Annotated in this window: 13 protein-coding genes; 7 read left to right on the top strand and 6 right to left on the bottom strand. The window is 65.4% G+C overall.

The window, feature by feature from the left end; translation table 11 throughout:
• The first annotated feature begins 64 nt into the window (after window positions 1-64).
• From cobW to ACIQYU_RS13035, 4 genes are all read left to right on the top strand, one after another.
• Window positions 65-1,132, top strand: coding sequence for a cobalamin biosynthesis protein CobW (gene cobW, locus ACIQYU_RS13050; RefSeq protein ID WP_207833274.1), 1,068 nt, complete (start codon window positions 65-67; stop codon window positions 1,130-1,132).
• Between the two features lie 3 nt (window positions 1,133-1,135).
• Complete coding sequence (gene cobN, locus ACIQYU_RS13045) at window positions 1,136-4,897, top strand: cobaltochelatase subunit CobN (protein WP_233694467.1); 3,762 nt, start codon at window positions 1,136-1,138, stop codon at window positions 4,895-4,897.
• A 1-nt stretch (window position 4,898) separates the two neighbouring features.
• The gene (locus ACIQYU_RS13040; protein ID WP_402800208.1) at window positions 4,899-5,921 is read left to right on the top strand and encodes an ATP-binding protein; all 1,023 of its coding nucleotides are present in this window, start codon (window positions 4,899-4,901) and stop codon (window positions 5,919-5,921) included.
• Window positions 5,922-6,022: 101 nt separating this feature from the next.
• On the top strand, window positions 6,023-6,589 hold the full coding sequence (locus ACIQYU_RS13035; RefSeq protein ID WP_207833280.1) for a VWA domain-containing protein: 567 nt from the start codon (window positions 6,023-6,025) through the stop codon (window positions 6,587-6,589).
• Between the two features lie 106 nt (window positions 6,590-6,695).
• Here the strand turns inward: ACIQYU_RS13035 and ACIQYU_RS13030 are convergent, their stop codons facing one another.
• Window positions 6,696-6,962, bottom strand: coding sequence for a hypothetical protein (locus ACIQYU_RS13030; protein ID WP_013972506.1), 267 nt, complete (start codon window positions 6,960-6,962; stop codon window positions 6,696-6,698).
• A gap of 341 nt (window positions 6,963-7,303) precedes the next feature.
• Between ACIQYU_RS13030 and ACIQYU_RS13025 the strand changes: the two genes are divergently transcribed.
• Entirely contained in the window at window positions 7,304-8,629 is a 1,326-nt protein-coding gene (locus ACIQYU_RS13025; RefSeq protein WP_207833282.1) for a sigma-54 dependent transcriptional regulator, read from the top strand.
• A gap of 112 nt (window positions 8,630-8,741) precedes the next feature.
• On the opposite strand, the gene ACIQYU_RS13020 is transcribed toward ACIQYU_RS13025, so the two are convergent.
• Window positions 8,742-10,742 (bottom strand): U32 family peptidase, encoded by a 2,001-nt coding sequence (locus ACIQYU_RS13020; RefSeq protein ID WP_207833284.1) that lies wholly within the window; start codon window positions 10,740-10,742, stop codon window positions 8,742-8,744.
• Between the two features lie 204 nt (window positions 10,743-10,946).
• Window positions 10,947-11,327 carry a RidA family protein gene (locus ACIQYU_RS13015; RefSeq protein ID WP_015270613.1) on the bottom strand — a complete coding sequence of 127 codons (381 nt, stop codon included), beginning with the start codon at window positions 11,325-11,327 and terminating at the stop codon, window positions 10,947-10,949.
• 136 nt (window positions 11,328-11,463) lie between these two features.
• Between ACIQYU_RS13015 and ACIQYU_RS13010 the strand changes: the two genes are divergently transcribed.
• Complete coding sequence (locus tag ACIQYU_RS13010; RefSeq protein WP_402800203.1) at window positions 11,464-12,156, top strand: tRNA (adenine(22)-N(1))-methyltransferase; 693 nt, start codon at window positions 11,464-11,466, stop codon at window positions 12,154-12,156.
• Window position 12,157: 1 nt separating this feature from the next.
• Here the strand turns inward: ACIQYU_RS13010 and ACIQYU_RS13005 are convergent, their stop codons facing one another.
• A complete protein-coding gene (locus ACIQYU_RS13005; protein WP_233687646.1) occupies window positions 12,158-12,421 on the bottom strand; it encodes a DUF2790 domain-containing protein in 264 nt (87 codons plus the stop codon).
• Between the two features lie 125 nt (window positions 12,422-12,546).
• Here ACIQYU_RS13005 and ACIQYU_RS13000 point away from each other — a divergent pair, with 125 nt between their 5' ends.
• Window positions 12,547-13,479, top strand: a complete 933-nt coding sequence (locus ACIQYU_RS13000; RefSeq protein WP_207833321.1) for a LysR family transcriptional regulator — start codon at window positions 12,547-12,549, stop codon at window positions 13,477-13,479.
• Window positions 13,480-13,641: 162 nt separating this feature from the next.
• Here ACIQYU_RS13000 and ACIQYU_RS12995 read toward each other — a convergent pair whose 3' ends face one another.
• Both ACIQYU_RS12995 and ACIQYU_RS12990 read right to left on the bottom strand, forming a co-directional pair.
• A complete protein-coding gene (locus ACIQYU_RS12995) occupies window positions 13,642-14,793 on the bottom strand; it encodes an acyl-CoA dehydrogenase family protein (RefSeq protein WP_207833323.1) in 1,152 nt (383 codons plus the stop codon).
• A gap of 16 nt (window positions 14,794-14,809) precedes the next feature.
• Window positions 14,810-15,880 carry an enoyl-CoA hydratase/isomerase family protein gene (locus ACIQYU_RS12990; RefSeq protein ID WP_233694481.1) on the bottom strand — a complete coding sequence of 357 codons (1,071 nt, stop codon included), beginning with the start codon at window positions 15,878-15,880 and terminating at the stop codon, window positions 14,810-14,812.
• Window positions 15,881-16,078 lie beyond the last annotated feature (198 nt).

Raw genomic sequence — 16,078 nt, 5'->3', positions numbered from 1 at the left:
CGGCCGGCCTGGCCTGCGGCTGTCGTCCTGCATGCCCGCGCCAATCTGCCAAGGGCAATGCGACATGAAAACACTGGCCAAGCTCCCCGTCACCATCGTCACCGGCTTCCTCGGCTCGGGCAAGACTACCTTGCTGCGCCACATGCTCGACAACGCCCAGGGCCGCCGCATTGCGGTGATCGTCAACGAGTTCGGCGAACTGGGCATCGACGGCGAAATCCTCAAGCAGTGCAGCATCGGTTGCACCGAGGAAGAAGCCAGCGGTCGCGTCTACGAGCTGGCCAACGGCTGCCTGTGCTGCACCGTGCAGGAAGAGTTCTTCCCGGTGATGCGCGAGCTGGTGGCACGCCGTGGCGACCTGGACCATATCCTCATCGAAACCAGCGGCCTGGCCCTGCCCAAACCGCTGGTACAAGCCTTCCAGTGGCCGGAAATCCGCAATGCCTGCACCGTCGACGCGGTGATCACGGTGGTCGACAGCCCGGCCGTGGCAGCCGGCACCTTCGCCGCCTACCCGGACCAGGTCGATGCCCAGCGCAAGCTCGACCCTAACCTGGACCACGAATCGCCGCTGCACGAACTGTTCGCCGACCAGCTGGCCAGCGCTGACCTGGTGGTGCTGAACAAGGCCGACCTGATCGACGCCGAAGGCCTGGCCAAGGTCCGCGCCGAAGTGGCCGAAGAACTGCCGCCGGCAGTCAAGGTGATCGAGGCCAGCAGCGGCAAGCTGCCGCTGGAAGTGCTGTTGGGCGTAGGCGCCGAATCCGAGGCGCACATCGATGGCCGCCGTACCCACCACGATTCGCACCATGACGACGATGACCATGACGATCATGACCACGACGCCTTCGATTCGATCTCCATCGACCTGCCCGAAGCTGACGAAAGCCTGCTGCTCGACGCTCTGACCCAGCTGGTAGTGGAGTTCGGCATCCTGCGCGCCAAAGGTTTCGCTGCCATCCCGGGCAAGCCGATGCGCCTGCTGGTGCAAGGCGTGGGCACCCGTTTCGACAAGCACTTCGACCGCGCCTGGCGAGCCGACGAGCCGCGCATCACTCGCCTGGTGCTGATCGGCCAGGACCTCGACGCTGTCCAGCTGGAAGCGCGCCTGCGCCAGGCCCTGGGCGCCTGACCCGTGCACCTGCTGCGGACCCAGCCCGGCGGCTTCGTGCCGGATGACAGCATTGCCGACCTCGGCCAGACACCCGCCGAGCTGGTGATTCTCTGCAGCGGCGATTCGCACCTGGCATTGCTCGCCGATACTGCCGAGCAATTGCCCGAGGATTACCCCAGCCTGCGCCTGGCCAACCCGATGCAGGTACAGAACCATGCCTCGGTCGACCTGTACGTCGACCAGGTACTGCGCCATGCCAAGGTCATCCTGGTGTCGCTGCACGGTGGCGTCGGCTACTGGCGCTATGGCGTCGAGCAGCTGGTCGAGCTGGCCGGCCGTGGCGTGCAACTGATCCTGGTACCGGGCGACGACCGCCCGGACCCGGAGCTGACCAGCCTGGGCAGCGTCAGCGGCGAGCAGGCCGAGCGCCTCTGGCATTACCTGCGCCAGGGCGGCAAGGCCAACGCCATCAACCTGTTCAATTGTCTGGCCAGCCAGTGGCTGGGCCGCGACTATGCCTGGGACGAGCCGCAGCCTTTGCCGCGCACCGCCGTGTATCACCCGGCCAAGGGCAGCGCCACGCTGGAGGACTGGTACCCGCAGTGGCACCCCGAGCAACCGGTGGCGCCGCTGCTGTTCTATCGCTCGCACTTGCAGGCGGCCAACACCGCGTTCATCGACGTGTTCTGCCAGCGCCTGCAGGCCGCCGGGCTCAACCCGTTGCCGATCGCCGTGGCCAGCCTCAAGGAAAGTGCCTGCCTGGAGCAGGTCGAAGGCTGGCTGGACGAGGTGGGTGCCGAGGTGCTGGTCAACACCACCGGCTTTGCCCTGTCCAGCCCCGAACGCCCCAACCTGCGCCCGTTCCGTCGCGACATTCCGGTGCTGCAGGCCATCTGCGCGCAAGACAACCAGCCCGGCTGGGAGGCCAGCGAGCAGGGCCTGGGGGCGCGTGACCTGGCCATGCACATTGCCTTGCCCGAACTGGACGGGCGCATCATCACCCGCCCGATCAGCTTCAAGGACATGGCCTGGCGCAGCGAGCGCAGCCAGTCCGACGTGGTCTGCTACCGCGCTCACCCCGAACGCATGGACTTTGTCGCCGAGCTGGCCCGTCGCTGGGTCGAGCTGGCGCGCCTGCCGAATGCCCAGAAGCGCGTGGCCTTGGTGCTGGCCAACTACCCGACCCGGGATGGCCGCATAGGCAACGGCGTTGGCCTGGACACGCCGGCGGCCGCGCTGAACATCCTCAAGGCCCTGCAGGCCGAAGGCTACCCGCTGGCCGACTTGCCGGGCAGCGGCACGCAACTGATCCACCAGTTGCTCGGCGGCGTGACCAACGACCTCGACCAGCTGGACCTGCGCCCCTGCGCGCAGAGCCTGAGCCTGGCCGACTACCAGGCCGCCTTCGAGCGCCTGCCCGAGGCCAACCGCCAGGCGGTGCTGGAGCGCTGGGGGCCGCCGCAGCAGGACCCGATGTACCGCAGTGGCCGGCTGATGGTGGCCGGCCTGCGCTTTGGCTTGACCTTCGTCGGCATCCAGCCGGCGCGGGGTTACCAGGTGGATCCCAGCGCGGTGTACCACGACCCCGACCTGGTGCCGCCGCACGGTTACCTGGCGTTTCACTTCTGGTTGCGCCATGCCTTTGCCGCCGACGCGGTGATCCACGTCGGCAAGCACGGCAACCTCGAATGGCTGCCCGGCAAGGGCGTCGGGTTGTCGGCGCAGTGCTGGCCGGACGCCTTGCTCGGCCCGTTGCCGAACATCTACCCGTTTATCGTCAACGACCCGGGCGAGGGGGCCCAGGCCAAGCGCCGCACCCAGGCGGTGATCATCGACCACCTGATGCCACCGCTCACCCGTGCCGAAACCTATGGCCCGTTGCGCCACCTGGAGCAATTGGCCGACGAGTTCTACGAAGCACAGCTGCTCGACCCGCGGCGGGCCCGCGAGTTGCAACGCGACATTCTCGAGCTGGTCAAGGCCAACCACATCGACCGCGAACTGCAGCTGGAAGGCCAACTGGACGATGCCGCCGTGTGGCTGCCGCGCCTGGATACCTACCTGTGTGACTTGAAGGAATCGCAGATTCGCGATGGCCTGCATGTGTTCGGCCAATCGCCTGAGGGCCGGCTGCGCCTGGATACCTTGCTGGCGCTGTTGCGGGTCGAGCGCGGCGACGGTCGCGGCGGCAATGCCAGCCTGCTGCGGGCCCTGGCCAAGGCGCTGGTGCCGGGCTTTGACCCGCTCGATTGCGAACTTGGCCAGCCATGGCAGGGCGCACGCCCTGAGCAGTTGCAGGCCATGAGCAGCGAGCCCTGGCGCACCTGTGGCGATACCCGCGAACGCCTCGAGCTGTTGGCGCTGCAGGTGATCGACCAGGCGCTGGGCGGAACCGCCCAGTTACCGGCCCTGAGCGAATGGCAGCCGGTACACGACGTGGTGCAGGCGCTGCGCGAAGCGGTGGCCCCCAGCCTGGACGCCTGCGGCAGCGCTGAAATGCATGGCCTGCTGGCGGCGCTGGCCGGGCGTTTCGTGCCCGCCGGTCCCAGTGGCGCGCCCAGCCGTGGGCGCCTGGACGTGCTGCCCACCGGTCGCAATTTCTACACCGTGGACGTGCGCAACCTGCCCACCACCACCGCCTGGCGCCTGGGCTTCGCCTCGGCCAACCTGATCCTCGAGCGCCACCTGCAGGACCACGGTGATCACCTGCGCCAGCTCGGCCTGTCGGTGTGGGGCACGGCAACCATGCGTACCGGCGGCGATGACATCGCCCAGGCCATGGCGCTGATGGGCGTGCGACCGGTGTGGGCCACCGGCAGCCAGCGGGTCGACGATTTCGAAATCTTGCCGCTCAGCCTGCTCGACCGCCCGCGGGTGGACGTGACCTTGCGCGTTTCCGGCTTTTTCCGTGATGCCTTCGGCAACCTCATCCGCCTGTTCGATGCGGCAGTGCAGGCGGTGGCCGCGCTGGACGAACCCGATGAGCTCAACCCCTTGGCCGCCCGCGTGCGTAGCGAGCGTGCCGCGCTGCAGGCGCAGGGCGTTGACGCCGAGCAGGCTGCGCGCCAGGCCGGCTGGCGGGTGTTCGGTGCCAAGCCCGGGGCCTACGGTGCCGGAGTGCAGAACGCCATCGACGGGCGCCTGTGGCACAGCCGCGACGACCTGGCCGAGGTTTACCTCAACCACGGTGGCTATGCCTACGGCGCCAGCGACGACGGTACCCCGGCACGCGCCCAGTTCGCCCAGCGCCTGGCCAAGGTGCAGGCGGTGCTGCAGAACCAGGACAACCACGAGCACGACCTGCTCGATTCCAACGACTATTACCAGTTCCAGGGTGGCATGCTGGCGGCATCGGAAACCTTGTCCGGTGCGGCAGTGGCCAGCTACCACGGCGACCACAGCCAGGCCGACCGGCCGCGCATCCGTACCCTCAAGGAAGAGTTGAACCGGGTCATCCGTGCCCGGGCGTTGAACCCGAAGTGGATCGACGGGGTCAAGCGCCATGGCTACAAAGGCGCCTTCGAGATGGCGGCGACAGTCGACAACCTGTTCGCCTTCGACGCCACCACGCAACTGATCGACGACCATCATTACCAGGCGCTGGCCGATGCCTACGTGCTCGACCCGGCGACCCGCGATTTCATGCGCGAGCACAACCCCGAGGCCCTGCGCGACCTTACCGAGCGTTTGCTGGAGGCCCAGCAGCGCGGCCTGTGGCAGGCGCCGGGCGAGTACCGCGAAGCCCTTGAGGAACAACTGCTCGACGGCGAGGAACAGGCTTGAAATGAGTGAACCCGTGCAATTTCCGCTGGCCGCCGTGGTCGGTGCGGACGACCTGAAACTGGCGCTGTGCCTGACTGCCATCGACCCGAAGATCGGCGGCGTGCTGATCGAGGGGCCGCGCGGCATGGCCAAGAGTACCCTGGCCCGAGGCCTGGCTGACCTGCTCGGTGAGGGACCGTTCGTCACCCTGCCACTGGGCGCCAGCGAAGAACGGTTGGTCGGCACCCTCGACCTGGATGCCGCGCTGGGGCAGGGCAAGGCGCAGTTTTCCCCGGGTGTGCTGGCCCAGGCCGATGGTGGCGTGTTGTATGTCGATGAAGTCAATCTGCTGCCTGACACCTTGGTAGACCTGTTGCTCGACGTGGCCGCCAGTGGCACCAACCGCGTCGAGCGTGATGGCATCTCGCACCGGCACAGTGCCCGTTTCGTGCTGATCGGCACCATGAACCCGGAGGAGGGCGAGTTGCGCCCACAGCTGCTCGATCGCTTTGGCCTGAATGTGGCGCTTGAAGGCTGGCCCGAGCCTGAGGCGCGTCAGCAGATCATTCGCCGCCGCCTGGCGTTTGACAGCGATCCGCAGGCCTTCTGCGCGCAATGGGCCGAGGCCCAGGCGCAATTGCGCGAGCGCTGCCAGGCGGCGCGCCACGCCCTGGCCGGCATTGCCCTGGACGACCAGGCGCTGGCCTGGATCACCGAACGCTGCTACGCCGCCGGGGTCGACGGCCTGCGCGCCGACCTGGTCTGGCTGCGCGCCGCACGCGCGCACTGTGCCTGGCGCGGCGGCGCGGCCATCGAAGAAGCCGATGTCGATGCAGTGGCCGAGTTCGCCTTGCGCCATCGCCGCCGCGTTACGCCCCAGGCCAACCCGCCTTCCGCGCCGCCGCAGCCTGAGCAGCAGCCCGGTCAGCAAGGCGCAGGTAACCCTGGCGAACAGGGTGGCCAGGGTGACTGGGGCGCAATGCCAGCGCAGCCGGTGGCCAGCGGCGCCCGCCGTGAGGTGCCGAACTGGGCAAAAAAGCCCTGAGCATCCCCCAGCCACCTGCCAAAGGGGCGGATGCCAAAGCAGGCTCAGGTGAGCAGTACGGCGCCAGCCGGGGCCGGGCGCGCAGTGCCGCGGCCGGTCGGGTGGCCTGGCTGCCGACCCTGCTCAAAGGCCGGCCACGCCAGCGCCAGGACCTGTGCTGGCAGCAACGCCAGGCCAGGCCCGCAGAACTGTGGTTGGTCATCGTCGATGCTTCGGCCTCGACCCGCCGCCACCAGGCGTTGGCGCAAACCAAAGGGCTGCTGGCGGCGCTGTTCGACCAGGCCTACCGCCAGCGTGCCCGGCTGGCCCTGCTTACCGCCAGTGGGCGCACGCCGCAGTGGCAGCGCCACGGCCTGAAGGCCTCGGCCGCTTTGCAACCTTGGCTGCAAGCCTTGGGGGCCGGTGGCGGAACCCCGTTGATCGCTGCACTGGAACAGGCTCGGCACTGGTTACTGGCGCGGCAACGGGCCCACCCCGAAGAGGCGCTGCGCTGTCTGGTGTTTACCGACGGTCGCCTGCAGCACTGGAACGCCGTGCAGCCGATGCCGTGTGCCACGTTGCTGGTGGATATGGAACTGGCGCCGGTGCGCCTGGGCCGTGCGCAGCGCCTGGCGCAACAACTACAGGCCGATTACCAGCACCTGCAACAGTTCAGGCTGATGGATTGAAAAGTATCGATGCGACACTATGTCGCAATTAGGAAAGTTGCCAGAACAGCAACCCGGAAGTTGTACAAGTGCGTGGCTGCGCACGCACTTGGTTTGCCAGCCGATATTATTTCGGCATCGACCACGGTTGCAGGTCGTAACCTTTTTCGCACAGTTCGGCGCGCACTTCCTCGATCAGGCTGGCCCACTGGGCCGGGTCGGAGTAAATACGCGAGGACACTTGCTTGCTGCCGATGCGGGTGCTGGTCCGGTCGATCACTGCCAGGCTCAGTTCACCAGTACCGTTGGGTGCATCCCAGGCTACGCACTGGAAAGGTTCGAAGGCGTGGTCGGCAATCAGCAGTGCTTCGTTGACACGGAGCGGGGCATTCATGGTTCGGTCTCTCTATGGTCCCAAACATCGAAGTGAGTCCGCGTTGCTTCAAAGTCGCCTCGGTTATCGCGAAGTGCAGCGCGGGGTTATGTGTACTGATGCTCGTTGTCCGGGGGCAAGTCACACATTGGTTGTAAAAAATTTTTGCAGGGTCGAATCCGTTCTGGCCCACGCCGCCATGTGATGTCGATAAAGTGCGAAAATTCCCGTCACGCATTGTAAAAAAATGATTCGGCAGACAGACGGTACTGGGAACCGTCAAATTCGTTGCTACTGTTAATCGGGCGCCACAACTTACTGTTTTATTTCAAGAAACCTAAAACTGGCGCCAAGGATTGGTCATGCAGCAGCCTGCCGTCCAACGCCGTTTGCTCATTGTCGACCCCTGCGATGACTGTCACCGTTTGTTGCCTGGTTTGCGTAGCGCAGGCTGGGATGTGGACAGCTGCATGCTCGGTGCCGCGCTGGATCATCCTTGCGATGTGGGCCTGTTGCGCTTGCAGGCGTCGCACCTGAGGCGCCCGGACGGGGTCAAGGACTTGATCAAGCGCAGTAATACCGAATGGATTGCCGTGCTCAGTGCCGAACAGCTGCGCATGCCGGCTGTCGGCGATTTTGTTTGCGAATGGTTCTTCGACTTCCACACCCTGCCGTTCGACGTTTCCCGCGTGCAGGTCACCTTGGGCCGGGCCTTCGGCATGGCACGCCTGCGTGGCAAAGGGGCGGCGAGGGTGGATGAAGCGAGCCACGAACTGCTCGGCGAAAGCCGCCCGATCCGCGAGCTGCGCAAGCTGCTGGGCAAGCTGGCGCCCACCGAATCGCCGGTGCTGATTTGTGGTGAAAGTGGTACCGGCAAGGAACTGGTGGCGCGTACCCTGCACCGTCAGTCGCAGCGCAGCGAGCAACCGTTCATTGCCATCAACTGTGGGGCGATCCCCGAGCACCTGATCCAGTCCGAACTGTTCGGCCATGAGAAGGGCGCCTTCACCGGTGCTCATCAGCGCAAAGCCGGGCGCATCGAAGCGGCCCATGGTGGCACGTTGTTCCTCGATGAAATCGGCGACCTGCCGCTGGAGTTGCAGGCCAACCTGCTGCGCTTTCTGCAGGAAAAACACATTGAGCGGGTGGGCGGCAGCCAGCCGATCCCGGTGGATGTGCGGGTATTGGCGGCTACCCACGTAGACCTGGAAAGGGCCATCGAGCAAGGGCGCTTTCGCGAAGACCTGTACTACCGCCTGAACGTGTTGCAGGTAGTGACCGCGCCTTTGCGCGACCGGCATGGCGACCTGTCGATGCTGGCCAGTCATTTTGCCCATTTCTACAGCCTGGAAACCGGGCGCCGACCCCGTTCGTTCAGCGACCATGCCCTGGCGGCCATGGGCCGGCATGACTGGCCGGGCAATGTCCGCGAGTTGGCCAACCGGGTACGGCGCGGGCTGGTGCTGGCCGAAGGCCGGCAAATCGAGGCGCAGGACCTGGGGTTGCAGACCCTTGACCAGGTGCAGCATCCGCTGGGTACGCTGGAGGAGTACAAGCACCGGGCCGAGCGCCAGGCGTTGTGCGATGTCCTTAGCCGGCACAGTGACAACCTGAGCGTGGCGGCTAAGGTGCTGGGCATATCGCGGCCGACTTTCTATCGGTTGCTGCACAAGCATCAGATGCGCTGAGCAGTGGATGGCACCGGCTACGCCGGTGTTCGCGGGTAAACCCGCTCCCACAGGTACGCGCAGTTCCTGTGGGAGCGGGCATACCCGCGAAGAGGCCCCTACAGGCTACCGATCAATGCGGCCCGCGGGGAATGGTCTTCAGCAGGTCTTCCGGGCTGATGTGCCCCACCACCTGGGCCACCGCGCTGCCCGGGGTCGGCAGGTCGATGATGTGGCTTTTCATCTTGCCGATCACATGCATTTCGCACGGTTTGCAGTCGAACTTCAGGGTCAGCACTTCATCACCCTGGATCAGCTGCATCGGCGCCACCTTGGTGCGCACGCCGGTCACGCCCTTGGCTTGCTTGGGGCACAGGTTGAAGGAAAAGCGCAGGCAATGCTTGGTGATCATCACCGGCACTTCGCCGTGCTCTTCATGGGCCTCGTAGGCCGCGTCGATCAGCTGCACGCCGTGGCGGTGGTAGAAGTCGCGGGCCTTCTGGTTGTAGACGTTGGCCAGGAACGACAGGTGCGACTCGGGGTATACCGGCGGTGGGGTGGTCTCGGCCTTGCGCCCGCCACGCGGGTGCGCCTGCACCCGTGCTTCAGTCAGCGCCTCGACGGCTTCGCGGCGCAGGGCCTTGAGCTGCGAGTTGGGGATGAAGTACGCCTGCGGAGCGTCCAGCTCGATGCTGTCGGCGTGGTACATGGTGGTACCCAGCTGGCCGAGCAGGTCGTGCAGCTGGTCCAGCGCCTGCTGCGGCTTGTTGGCCGGGCCGAACGGGCCGTCCAGTGCCACTTGCGCGCTCACGCCTTCCTCGCTGGTGACAGTCAGCACCAGGCGTTGCTCGCGCAGTACCGCGTGCCATTGCACGCCGACGCGGCGTTCGGCCGAGGTGCGTTGCAGGGCCTGCTGCCAGTTGTGGTCGAGGTTGCGCGACAACGGGTGGTTGGGCCGCAGCTTGTGCAAGCCTTCGGGCATTTCGTTGGGCTCGACGCGGTAGCGGTAGCGCTTCTCGCCGTCTTCCTCGAACTCGCCACGCGGTTCGGCGATGTTGGCACGGAAGCCCACCACTTCACGCTTGACCAGCACATTGAGCCCGTCGCCGTTGGTCAGTGGCACCTCGGTGACGACTTGCATGTCACGCTTGCCGACTTTTTCCACCACGCCCACCGGCAGGCCGGTGAAGGTTGGCGAGTCGAAGGCACCGATGTCGACCTTGCGGTCGGTGACGAAGTAGTCGGTGCTGCCGCGGTGGAACGTCTTGTCCGGGTCGGGCACGAAAAAGTGCTCGGTGCGGCCGCTGGAGGCGCGGGCCAGCTCCGGGCGGCCTTCGAGGATGGCGTCGAGTTCCTTGCGGTAATGGGCGGTGATGTTCTTCACGTAGCCCACGTCCTTGTAGCGGCCTTCGATCTTGAACGAGCGCACGCCGGCATCGACCAGGTCAGCCAGGTTGGCGGTCTGGTTGTTGTCCTTCATCGACAGCAGGTGCTTCTCGAACGCGACCACGCGGCCTTGGTCATCCTTCAGGGTGTAGGGCAGGCGGCAGGCTTGCGAGCAGTCGCCACGGTTGGCGCTGCGGCCGGTCTGCGCATGGGAGATGTTGCACTGGCCGGAGAAGGCCACGCACAGCGCACCGTGGATGAAGAACTCGATGGCGGCGTCGGTTTCGGCGGCGATTGCGCGGATTTGCTGCAGGTTCAGCTCACGGGCCAGTACCAGCTGGGAGAAGCCGGCCTGGTCGAGGAACTTGGCTCGCGCCAGTGTGCGGATGTCGGTCTGGGTGCTGGCGTGCAGCTCGATCGGCGGGATGTCCAGTTCCATCACCCCCAGGTCCTGCACGATCAGCGCATCGACACCGGCGTCGTACAACTGGTGGATGAGCTTGCGCGCAGGCTCCAGTTCGTTGTCGTGGAGGATGGTGTTGATGGTGGTGAACACGCGTGCATGGTAGCGATGGGCGAACTTGACCAGCTCGGCGATATCGCTGACTTCGTTGCAGGCGTTATGGCGCGCGCCGAAGCTCGGGCCACCGATGTAGATGGCGTCTGCGCCGTGCAGGATCGCTTCACGGGCGATGGTCACGTCACGGGCAGGGCTGAGCAGTTCCAGGTGATTCTTTGGAAGGGACATGTCGTTATAGGTTCGGGCTGTCACGGTTTAGGCGGGCATTGTAGCGACGAAACGGGCTGGCGGCATCATCGGGGTGCCGAGAGGTGTACTGCCTGCACCGGCCCTATCGCCGGCAAGCCAGCTCCCACAGGTACTGCACAGGCCTGAGGGCCGCGCGGTCGAGATGGGAGCTGGCTTGCCGGCGATAGGGCCCTTGAAGGTGAATCAGCGCTTGGCGGCCATTGCCGTGACTTCCACGCGCATGCCTTCGAATGCCAGTGCAGCCACACCCACGGCGGCGCGTACCGGCCAGGGCTTGCTGAAGAAGCGCTGGTACACCTCGTTGAACGCAGCGCGGTCAGCCATGTCGGTCAGGTAGATGGTCAGGTGCAGCACGCGGTCCATGCCGCTGCCGGCCTTCTCCAGCGCCACTTTCAGCGCCTGCAGGGTGCACTCGCTCTGCTCGACGATGCCGCCCAGCTCCAGGCTGCCATCGGCGTGGGTCGGGATCTGCGTGGTGACCAGCACGCCGTTGTATTCGGCGACGTCGGAGGAAATCGACTCGGCGTCCGGGTCCGGGGTGTAGATGATGTCTGCTTGTGCCATGGTGTGTTTTGCCTTGCTACGGAAGGAAAGCGGCAAGCCTACGCGAGCGCGCCGGCCCGGTCGAGGGCGGCCCGGTGTTTGAAATGCGCGGCGTTCGCCGTCAGAATCGCGGCCGATTGCAAAGCAGGGGTTTACGTTGAACGAACAGACATTGTCCAGGCGCCTGGAGCGCGTGGCGGCACAAGTACCGCAAGGCGCGCGCCTGGCCGACATCGGCTCGGACCATGGCTACCTGCCGGTGGCCCTGATGCTGCGCGGGGTGCTGGAAGCGGCGGTCGCGGGCGAGGTGGCGCAGACGCCGTTCGCCTCGGCCCAGCGCAACGTGCGCAGGAATGGCCTGGAAGGCCGAATCGGCGTGCGCCTGGCCGACGGCCTGGCAGCGGTCGAGCCGGAAGATCGCATCTCGGTGATCAGCATCTGCGGCATGGGCGGCGACACCATGTGCGAGATCCTCGAGGCCGGCAAACAGCGCCTGGCGGGTGTCACGCGCCTGGTGCTGCAACCCAATGGCGCTGAGCGCGAACTGCGCCAGTGGCTGATGGGCAATGGTTACCGGATCGTCAGCGAAGAACTGCTGCGGGAAAACCGCTTCGACTACGAGATCATCGTCGCCGAGCCGGGCGGGGCGGTGTATACCGCTGAACAGCTGTACTTCGGCCCGGTATTGTTGCAGGGGAAAAGCGAGGCGTTTCTGGTCAAGTGGCGGCGCATGCTGCGGCAGAAGCAGCAGACCCTGGCCAACTTCGAGCGGGCCCGCGATGCGGTGCCTCAGGCGAAAATCGATGACTTCAGGCAACAGGTCGGCTGGATCACCGAGGCGCTGGCCTGACTCACTGCTGCGAGCAGTTGCCCATTTCCCGGTAGTCGACTTCGCGCTTCTGGCCCTGGTGGTCGACATACACCATGTGCGCGGTGCCAACCTGGCAGTCGGCAGCGTTGCTGGCCGGGGTGATGGAGATGACTTTGGCAATGTCCAGCGGCATGCCGTATTCGTAGTTGCCGCTGCTGACCGGTTGATTGCTGCTGGCGTCGGCCAAGGCACCGAACGAGGCGAGGGTAGCGGCAACGGCAAGGACAGCGATCGAACGTTTCATGGCAGGCTCCTTTTTTCAATGTATGGCTAATGATCCATTCATTGGTCATCCACAATAAATGGTCTAACCCGTGATAGATTCCTGCCTGTAACGCAAGAATAAGACCGAACAAGGAGCACACCTTCATGGACATGCTGCATGCCATGCGTACCTTCGCCCGTGTGGTGGAATGTGGCAGCTTTGCTGCGGCCGCCAATGCCCTGGACATTTCTGCGGCGCAGGTTTCGCGCATCGTTGCCGAGCTGGAAAACCAGCTGCAGACCCGCCTGCTGCACCGCACCACGCGGCGTTTGCGCATGAGCGAGGCGGGCGAGCGGTTTCTCGAGCGCTCGCGGCAGATCATGCTGCTGACCGAAGAAGCGGTGGGCGAAGCCCGTGGTGCGCACCTCACGCCCCGCGGCCGCCTGCGTTTGCATTGCCCGCACGGGCTGGGCCTGTTGCTGATGCCGCTGGTGGCCGGCTACAACGCATTGTGCCCGGAAGTGGTGATCGAGCTGACCCTGTCCCAGCGCAACCCCGACCCGCTGGCCGAAGGGCACGATGTGGTGATTACCGTTGACGGGGCGTTACCGGACTCGCAGTTGATCGCCGTGCCGCTGGGCAACATATTCAGCATCCCCTGCGCGGCGCCGAGCTACCTGGTGGCCCATGGGGTGCCCGAGCGCCCCGAGGACCTGCATCAGCACCGTTGCCTGCGCATGGCTTATCCGGTGTACGAAGGTGACTGGGTGTTCCCGCAAGGTGTGGACCAGTGTGTGATCGCGCCGAACGACAGTTTCTCCACCAACGTCGCCGACGCCATGCTGGTGGCCAGCGAGCTGGGCATGGGCATTGGCCTGCTGCCGTTCTACACCGCCAGCCAGGCGATCGAGCAGGGGCGGTTGTGCCGGTTGCTGGCACCGTATCGCCTGCGTGAAAGCGCGCTATATGCGATCTACCCGTCACGGCATTACCTGGATGCCAAGGTGCGCACCTGGATCGACTACCTCAAGGAACAACTGCCGGCGCTGTTCGAGGGGCATGCCAAGGTGGTGGATGATTCGCGCTATTGGCGATAGCCGAGTGTGGGGCGGTTAACGCTGGCCCTTGTAGGAGCGGCCTTGTGTCGCGAAAAGGCCGCAACGCGGCCCCAGCAATTTTTGCATCTGCGCTAGAATCCTGGGGCTGCTGCGCAGCCCTTTCACGACACAAGGCCGCTCCTGCAGGGATTGCGCAAGGCTTTAAAGTGGATAGTGCTTCAACTCCCGCGCAATCAGCATCCGCTGGATCTCGCTAGACCCTTCATAGATCTGCGTGATCCGCGCATCGCGGTAATAGCGCTCCACCGGGTAATCCTCCAGGTAGCCATAGCCGCCATGCACCTGGATCGCCATCGAGCACACCCGCTCGGCCATTTCCGAGGCGAACAGCTTGGCCTGCGAGGCCTCCGACAGGCACGGCTTGCCGGCGCTGCGCAGGCGCGCGGCATGCAGGATCAGCAACCGCGCGGCATTCACCTGCACCTGCATGTCGGCCAGCAGGTTGGCGATGCTCTGGTGCTCGTTGATCGGCTTGCCGAACTGCACCCGATCGCGCGAGTAGGCCAACGCCGCCTCGAACGCGGCGCGAGCAATGCCCAGCGCCTGGGCCGCAATGCCGATACGGCCGCCTTCGAGGTTGGACAGGGCGATGGCCAGGCCTTTGCCACGCTCACCGAGGATGTTGGCGGCGGGGATGCGGCAGTTGTCGAAGGTGACCGCGCAAGTGTCGGAGGCGCGGATGCCCATCTTGTGTTCGCTGCGATCAACCTTGAAGCCCGGGTTGTCGGTGGGTACCAGGAACGCCGACAGGCCCTTTTTGCCCAGCTCCGGGTCGGTCACTGCGAAGACGATCGCCAATCCGGCGCGGCGCGCGTTGCTGACGAACTGCTTGGCGCCGTTGATCACCCACTGGCCATCCACCAGTTCGGCGCGGGTGCGCAGGTTGTGTGCCTCGGAACCGGCCTGTGGCTCGGTCAGGCAGAAGCAGCCGATCACCTCGCCGGTGGCCAGGCGTGGCAGCCACTGCTGTTGCTGTTCGGCCGTGCCGTAGGCCAGCAGCGGGCCACAGCCCACCGAGTTGTGGATGCTCATCATCGCCCCGGTGGCGCCGCAGCCGGCGGCGATCTCTTCTACCGCCAGGGCGTAGGCGACGTAGTCGGTGTAGCTGCCGCCGAAGTCTTCCGGCACTACCATGCCCAGCAGGCCCAGTTCGCCCATCTTGCGCACCACGCCATCGTCGATCCAGCCGGCCTTTTCCCAGGCCTGGGCATGCGGGGCGATCTCGCCACGGGCAAAGTCCCGGGCCATGTCGCGGATCATGATCTGTTCTTCGTTCAGTTCCAGGTCTTGCATCTGTGTACTCCCGGGCTCACAGGCCTTCGAAGAATTGGTCGACCCGCTGGCGTTGCAGTGCGGCCAGGGTCGGCGGGTTCCAGCGTGGCTGCTTGTCCTTGTCGATGATCAGCGCGCGTACGCCTTCGATGATGTCGCCGTGCTGGAACCACTGGCGGTCCAGGTGCAGTTCCATGGCAAAGCACTCGTCAAGGCCCAGCTGGCGACCACGGCGCAGCATCTCCAGAGTAACCGCCATGGCCAATGGCGAGCGGCTTTCCAGCTGATCGGCGGTGGCCACGGCCCAGGCGTGGCTGTCGCCAATGCTCACTGCACGCAGTTGCTCGACGATGGCAGGCACGTCGGGCAGGGCGAAGAAGTGGTCGATGACCGGGCGCAGTTTTTCCAGCGGCGCATCGTCGAGCACCTGGGTGCCGAGCCTGGCCAGCAGGCTCTGCAGGTCCTTGAGTGGGTGGTCGCCAAAGCGCAGCTTGTCCAGCCCCTGGTCGAGGGCTGCCAGCTGGTCGCTGGTCAGGTACCAGTCGGCCAGGCCACAGTACAGCGCATCGGCAGCCTGGATCTGGGTGCCGCTGACGCCCAGATAGATGCCCAGCTCGCCGGGGACGCGCGACAGGAAGTAGCTGCCGCCCACATCCGGGAAGTAGCCGATTCCTACTTCGGGCATGCCCAGACGACTGCGTTCGGTGACCACGCGCAAGTCGCAGCCCTGGGCCAGGCCCATGCCGCCACCGAGGGTGAAACCGTCCATCAGCACCAGCACGGGCTTGTGGTAGCGGTGGATGGCCAGGTCGAGGGCGTATTCCTCGACGAAGAAGGTTTCATGCAGCGTATCGCCGGCCTTGAAGCTGTCGTGCAGCGAGCGGATATCGCCACCGGCGCAGAAGCCCTTGGGGCCCTCGCCACGCAGTACCACGGCGCGCACTTGCGGGTCTTCGGCCCACAGGTCGAGGTGCTGGCGCAGGCTGCGGACCATATCCAGGGTCAGGGCATTGAGGCCGGCGGGACGGTTCAGGGTCAGGTGGCCAATCTGGTTGCGGACCTCGGCCAGCACATGGTCGGTTGCCGAGGTATGAGCGTGCGCAGTCATTGCGTTCTCCCTGCTTTGTTATTGATTTTCCAAGTGAAGTCTGGAGTTCGCTGGAGGATCGCAGGATCCTGTCATGCGAATTTGCCTTGCACAATCGACAAATCTGCAGGGGGATTCTGCATTTTTGCCTTGGGCGGCGATATCGCCACTCTAGCAAGGTTTCAGGTTGGCAGGGCTGGCCCTATCGCCCTTGTACAT

Source organism: Pseudomonas sp. NPDC096925, assembly GCF_044762545.1.
Classification (GTDB): Bacteria; Pseudomonadota; Gammaproteobacteria; order Pseudomonadales; family Pseudomonadaceae; genus Aquipseudomonas.
This window is presented reverse-complemented; position numbering and strand designations above follow the sequence as displayed.

Coding starts and splice junctions, on each gene's coding strand:
- cobW (WP_207833274.1), top strand. CDS start 65: ATGAAAACACTGGCCAAGCTCCCCGTCACCATCGTCACCGGCTTCCTC.
- ACIQYU_RS13040 (WP_402800208.1), top strand. CDS start 4,899: ATGAGTGAACCCGTGCAATTTCCGCTGGCCGCCGTGGTCGGTGCGGAC.
- ACIQYU_RS13030 (WP_013972506.1), bottom strand. CDS start 6,962: ATGAATGCCCCGCTCCGTGTCAACGAAGCACTGCTGATTGCCGACCAC.
- ACIQYU_RS13025 (WP_207833282.1), top strand. CDS start 7,304: ATGCAGCAGCCTGCCGTCCAACGCCGTTTGCTCATTGTCGACCCCTGC.
- ACIQYU_RS13020 (WP_207833284.1), bottom strand. CDS start 10,742: ATGTCCCTTCCAAAGAATCACCTGGAACTGCTCAGCCCTGCCCGTGAC.
- ACIQYU_RS13015 (WP_015270613.1), bottom strand. CDS start 11,327: ATGGCACAAGCAGACATCATCTACACCCCGGACCCGGACGCCGAGTCG.
- ACIQYU_RS13005 (WP_233687646.1), bottom strand. CDS start 12,421: ATGAAACGTTCGATCGCTGTCCTTGCCGTTGCCGCTACCCTCGCCTCG.
- ACIQYU_RS13000 (WP_207833321.1), top strand. CDS start 12,547: ATGGACATGCTGCATGCCATGCGTACCTTCGCCCGTGTGGTGGAATGT.
- ACIQYU_RS12995 (WP_207833323.1), bottom strand. CDS start 14,793: ATGCAAGACCTGGAACTGAACGAAGAACAGATCATGATCCGCGACATG.
- ACIQYU_RS12990 (WP_233694481.1), bottom strand. CDS start 15,880: ATGACTGCGCACGCTCATACCTCGGCAACCGACCATGTGCTGGCCGAG.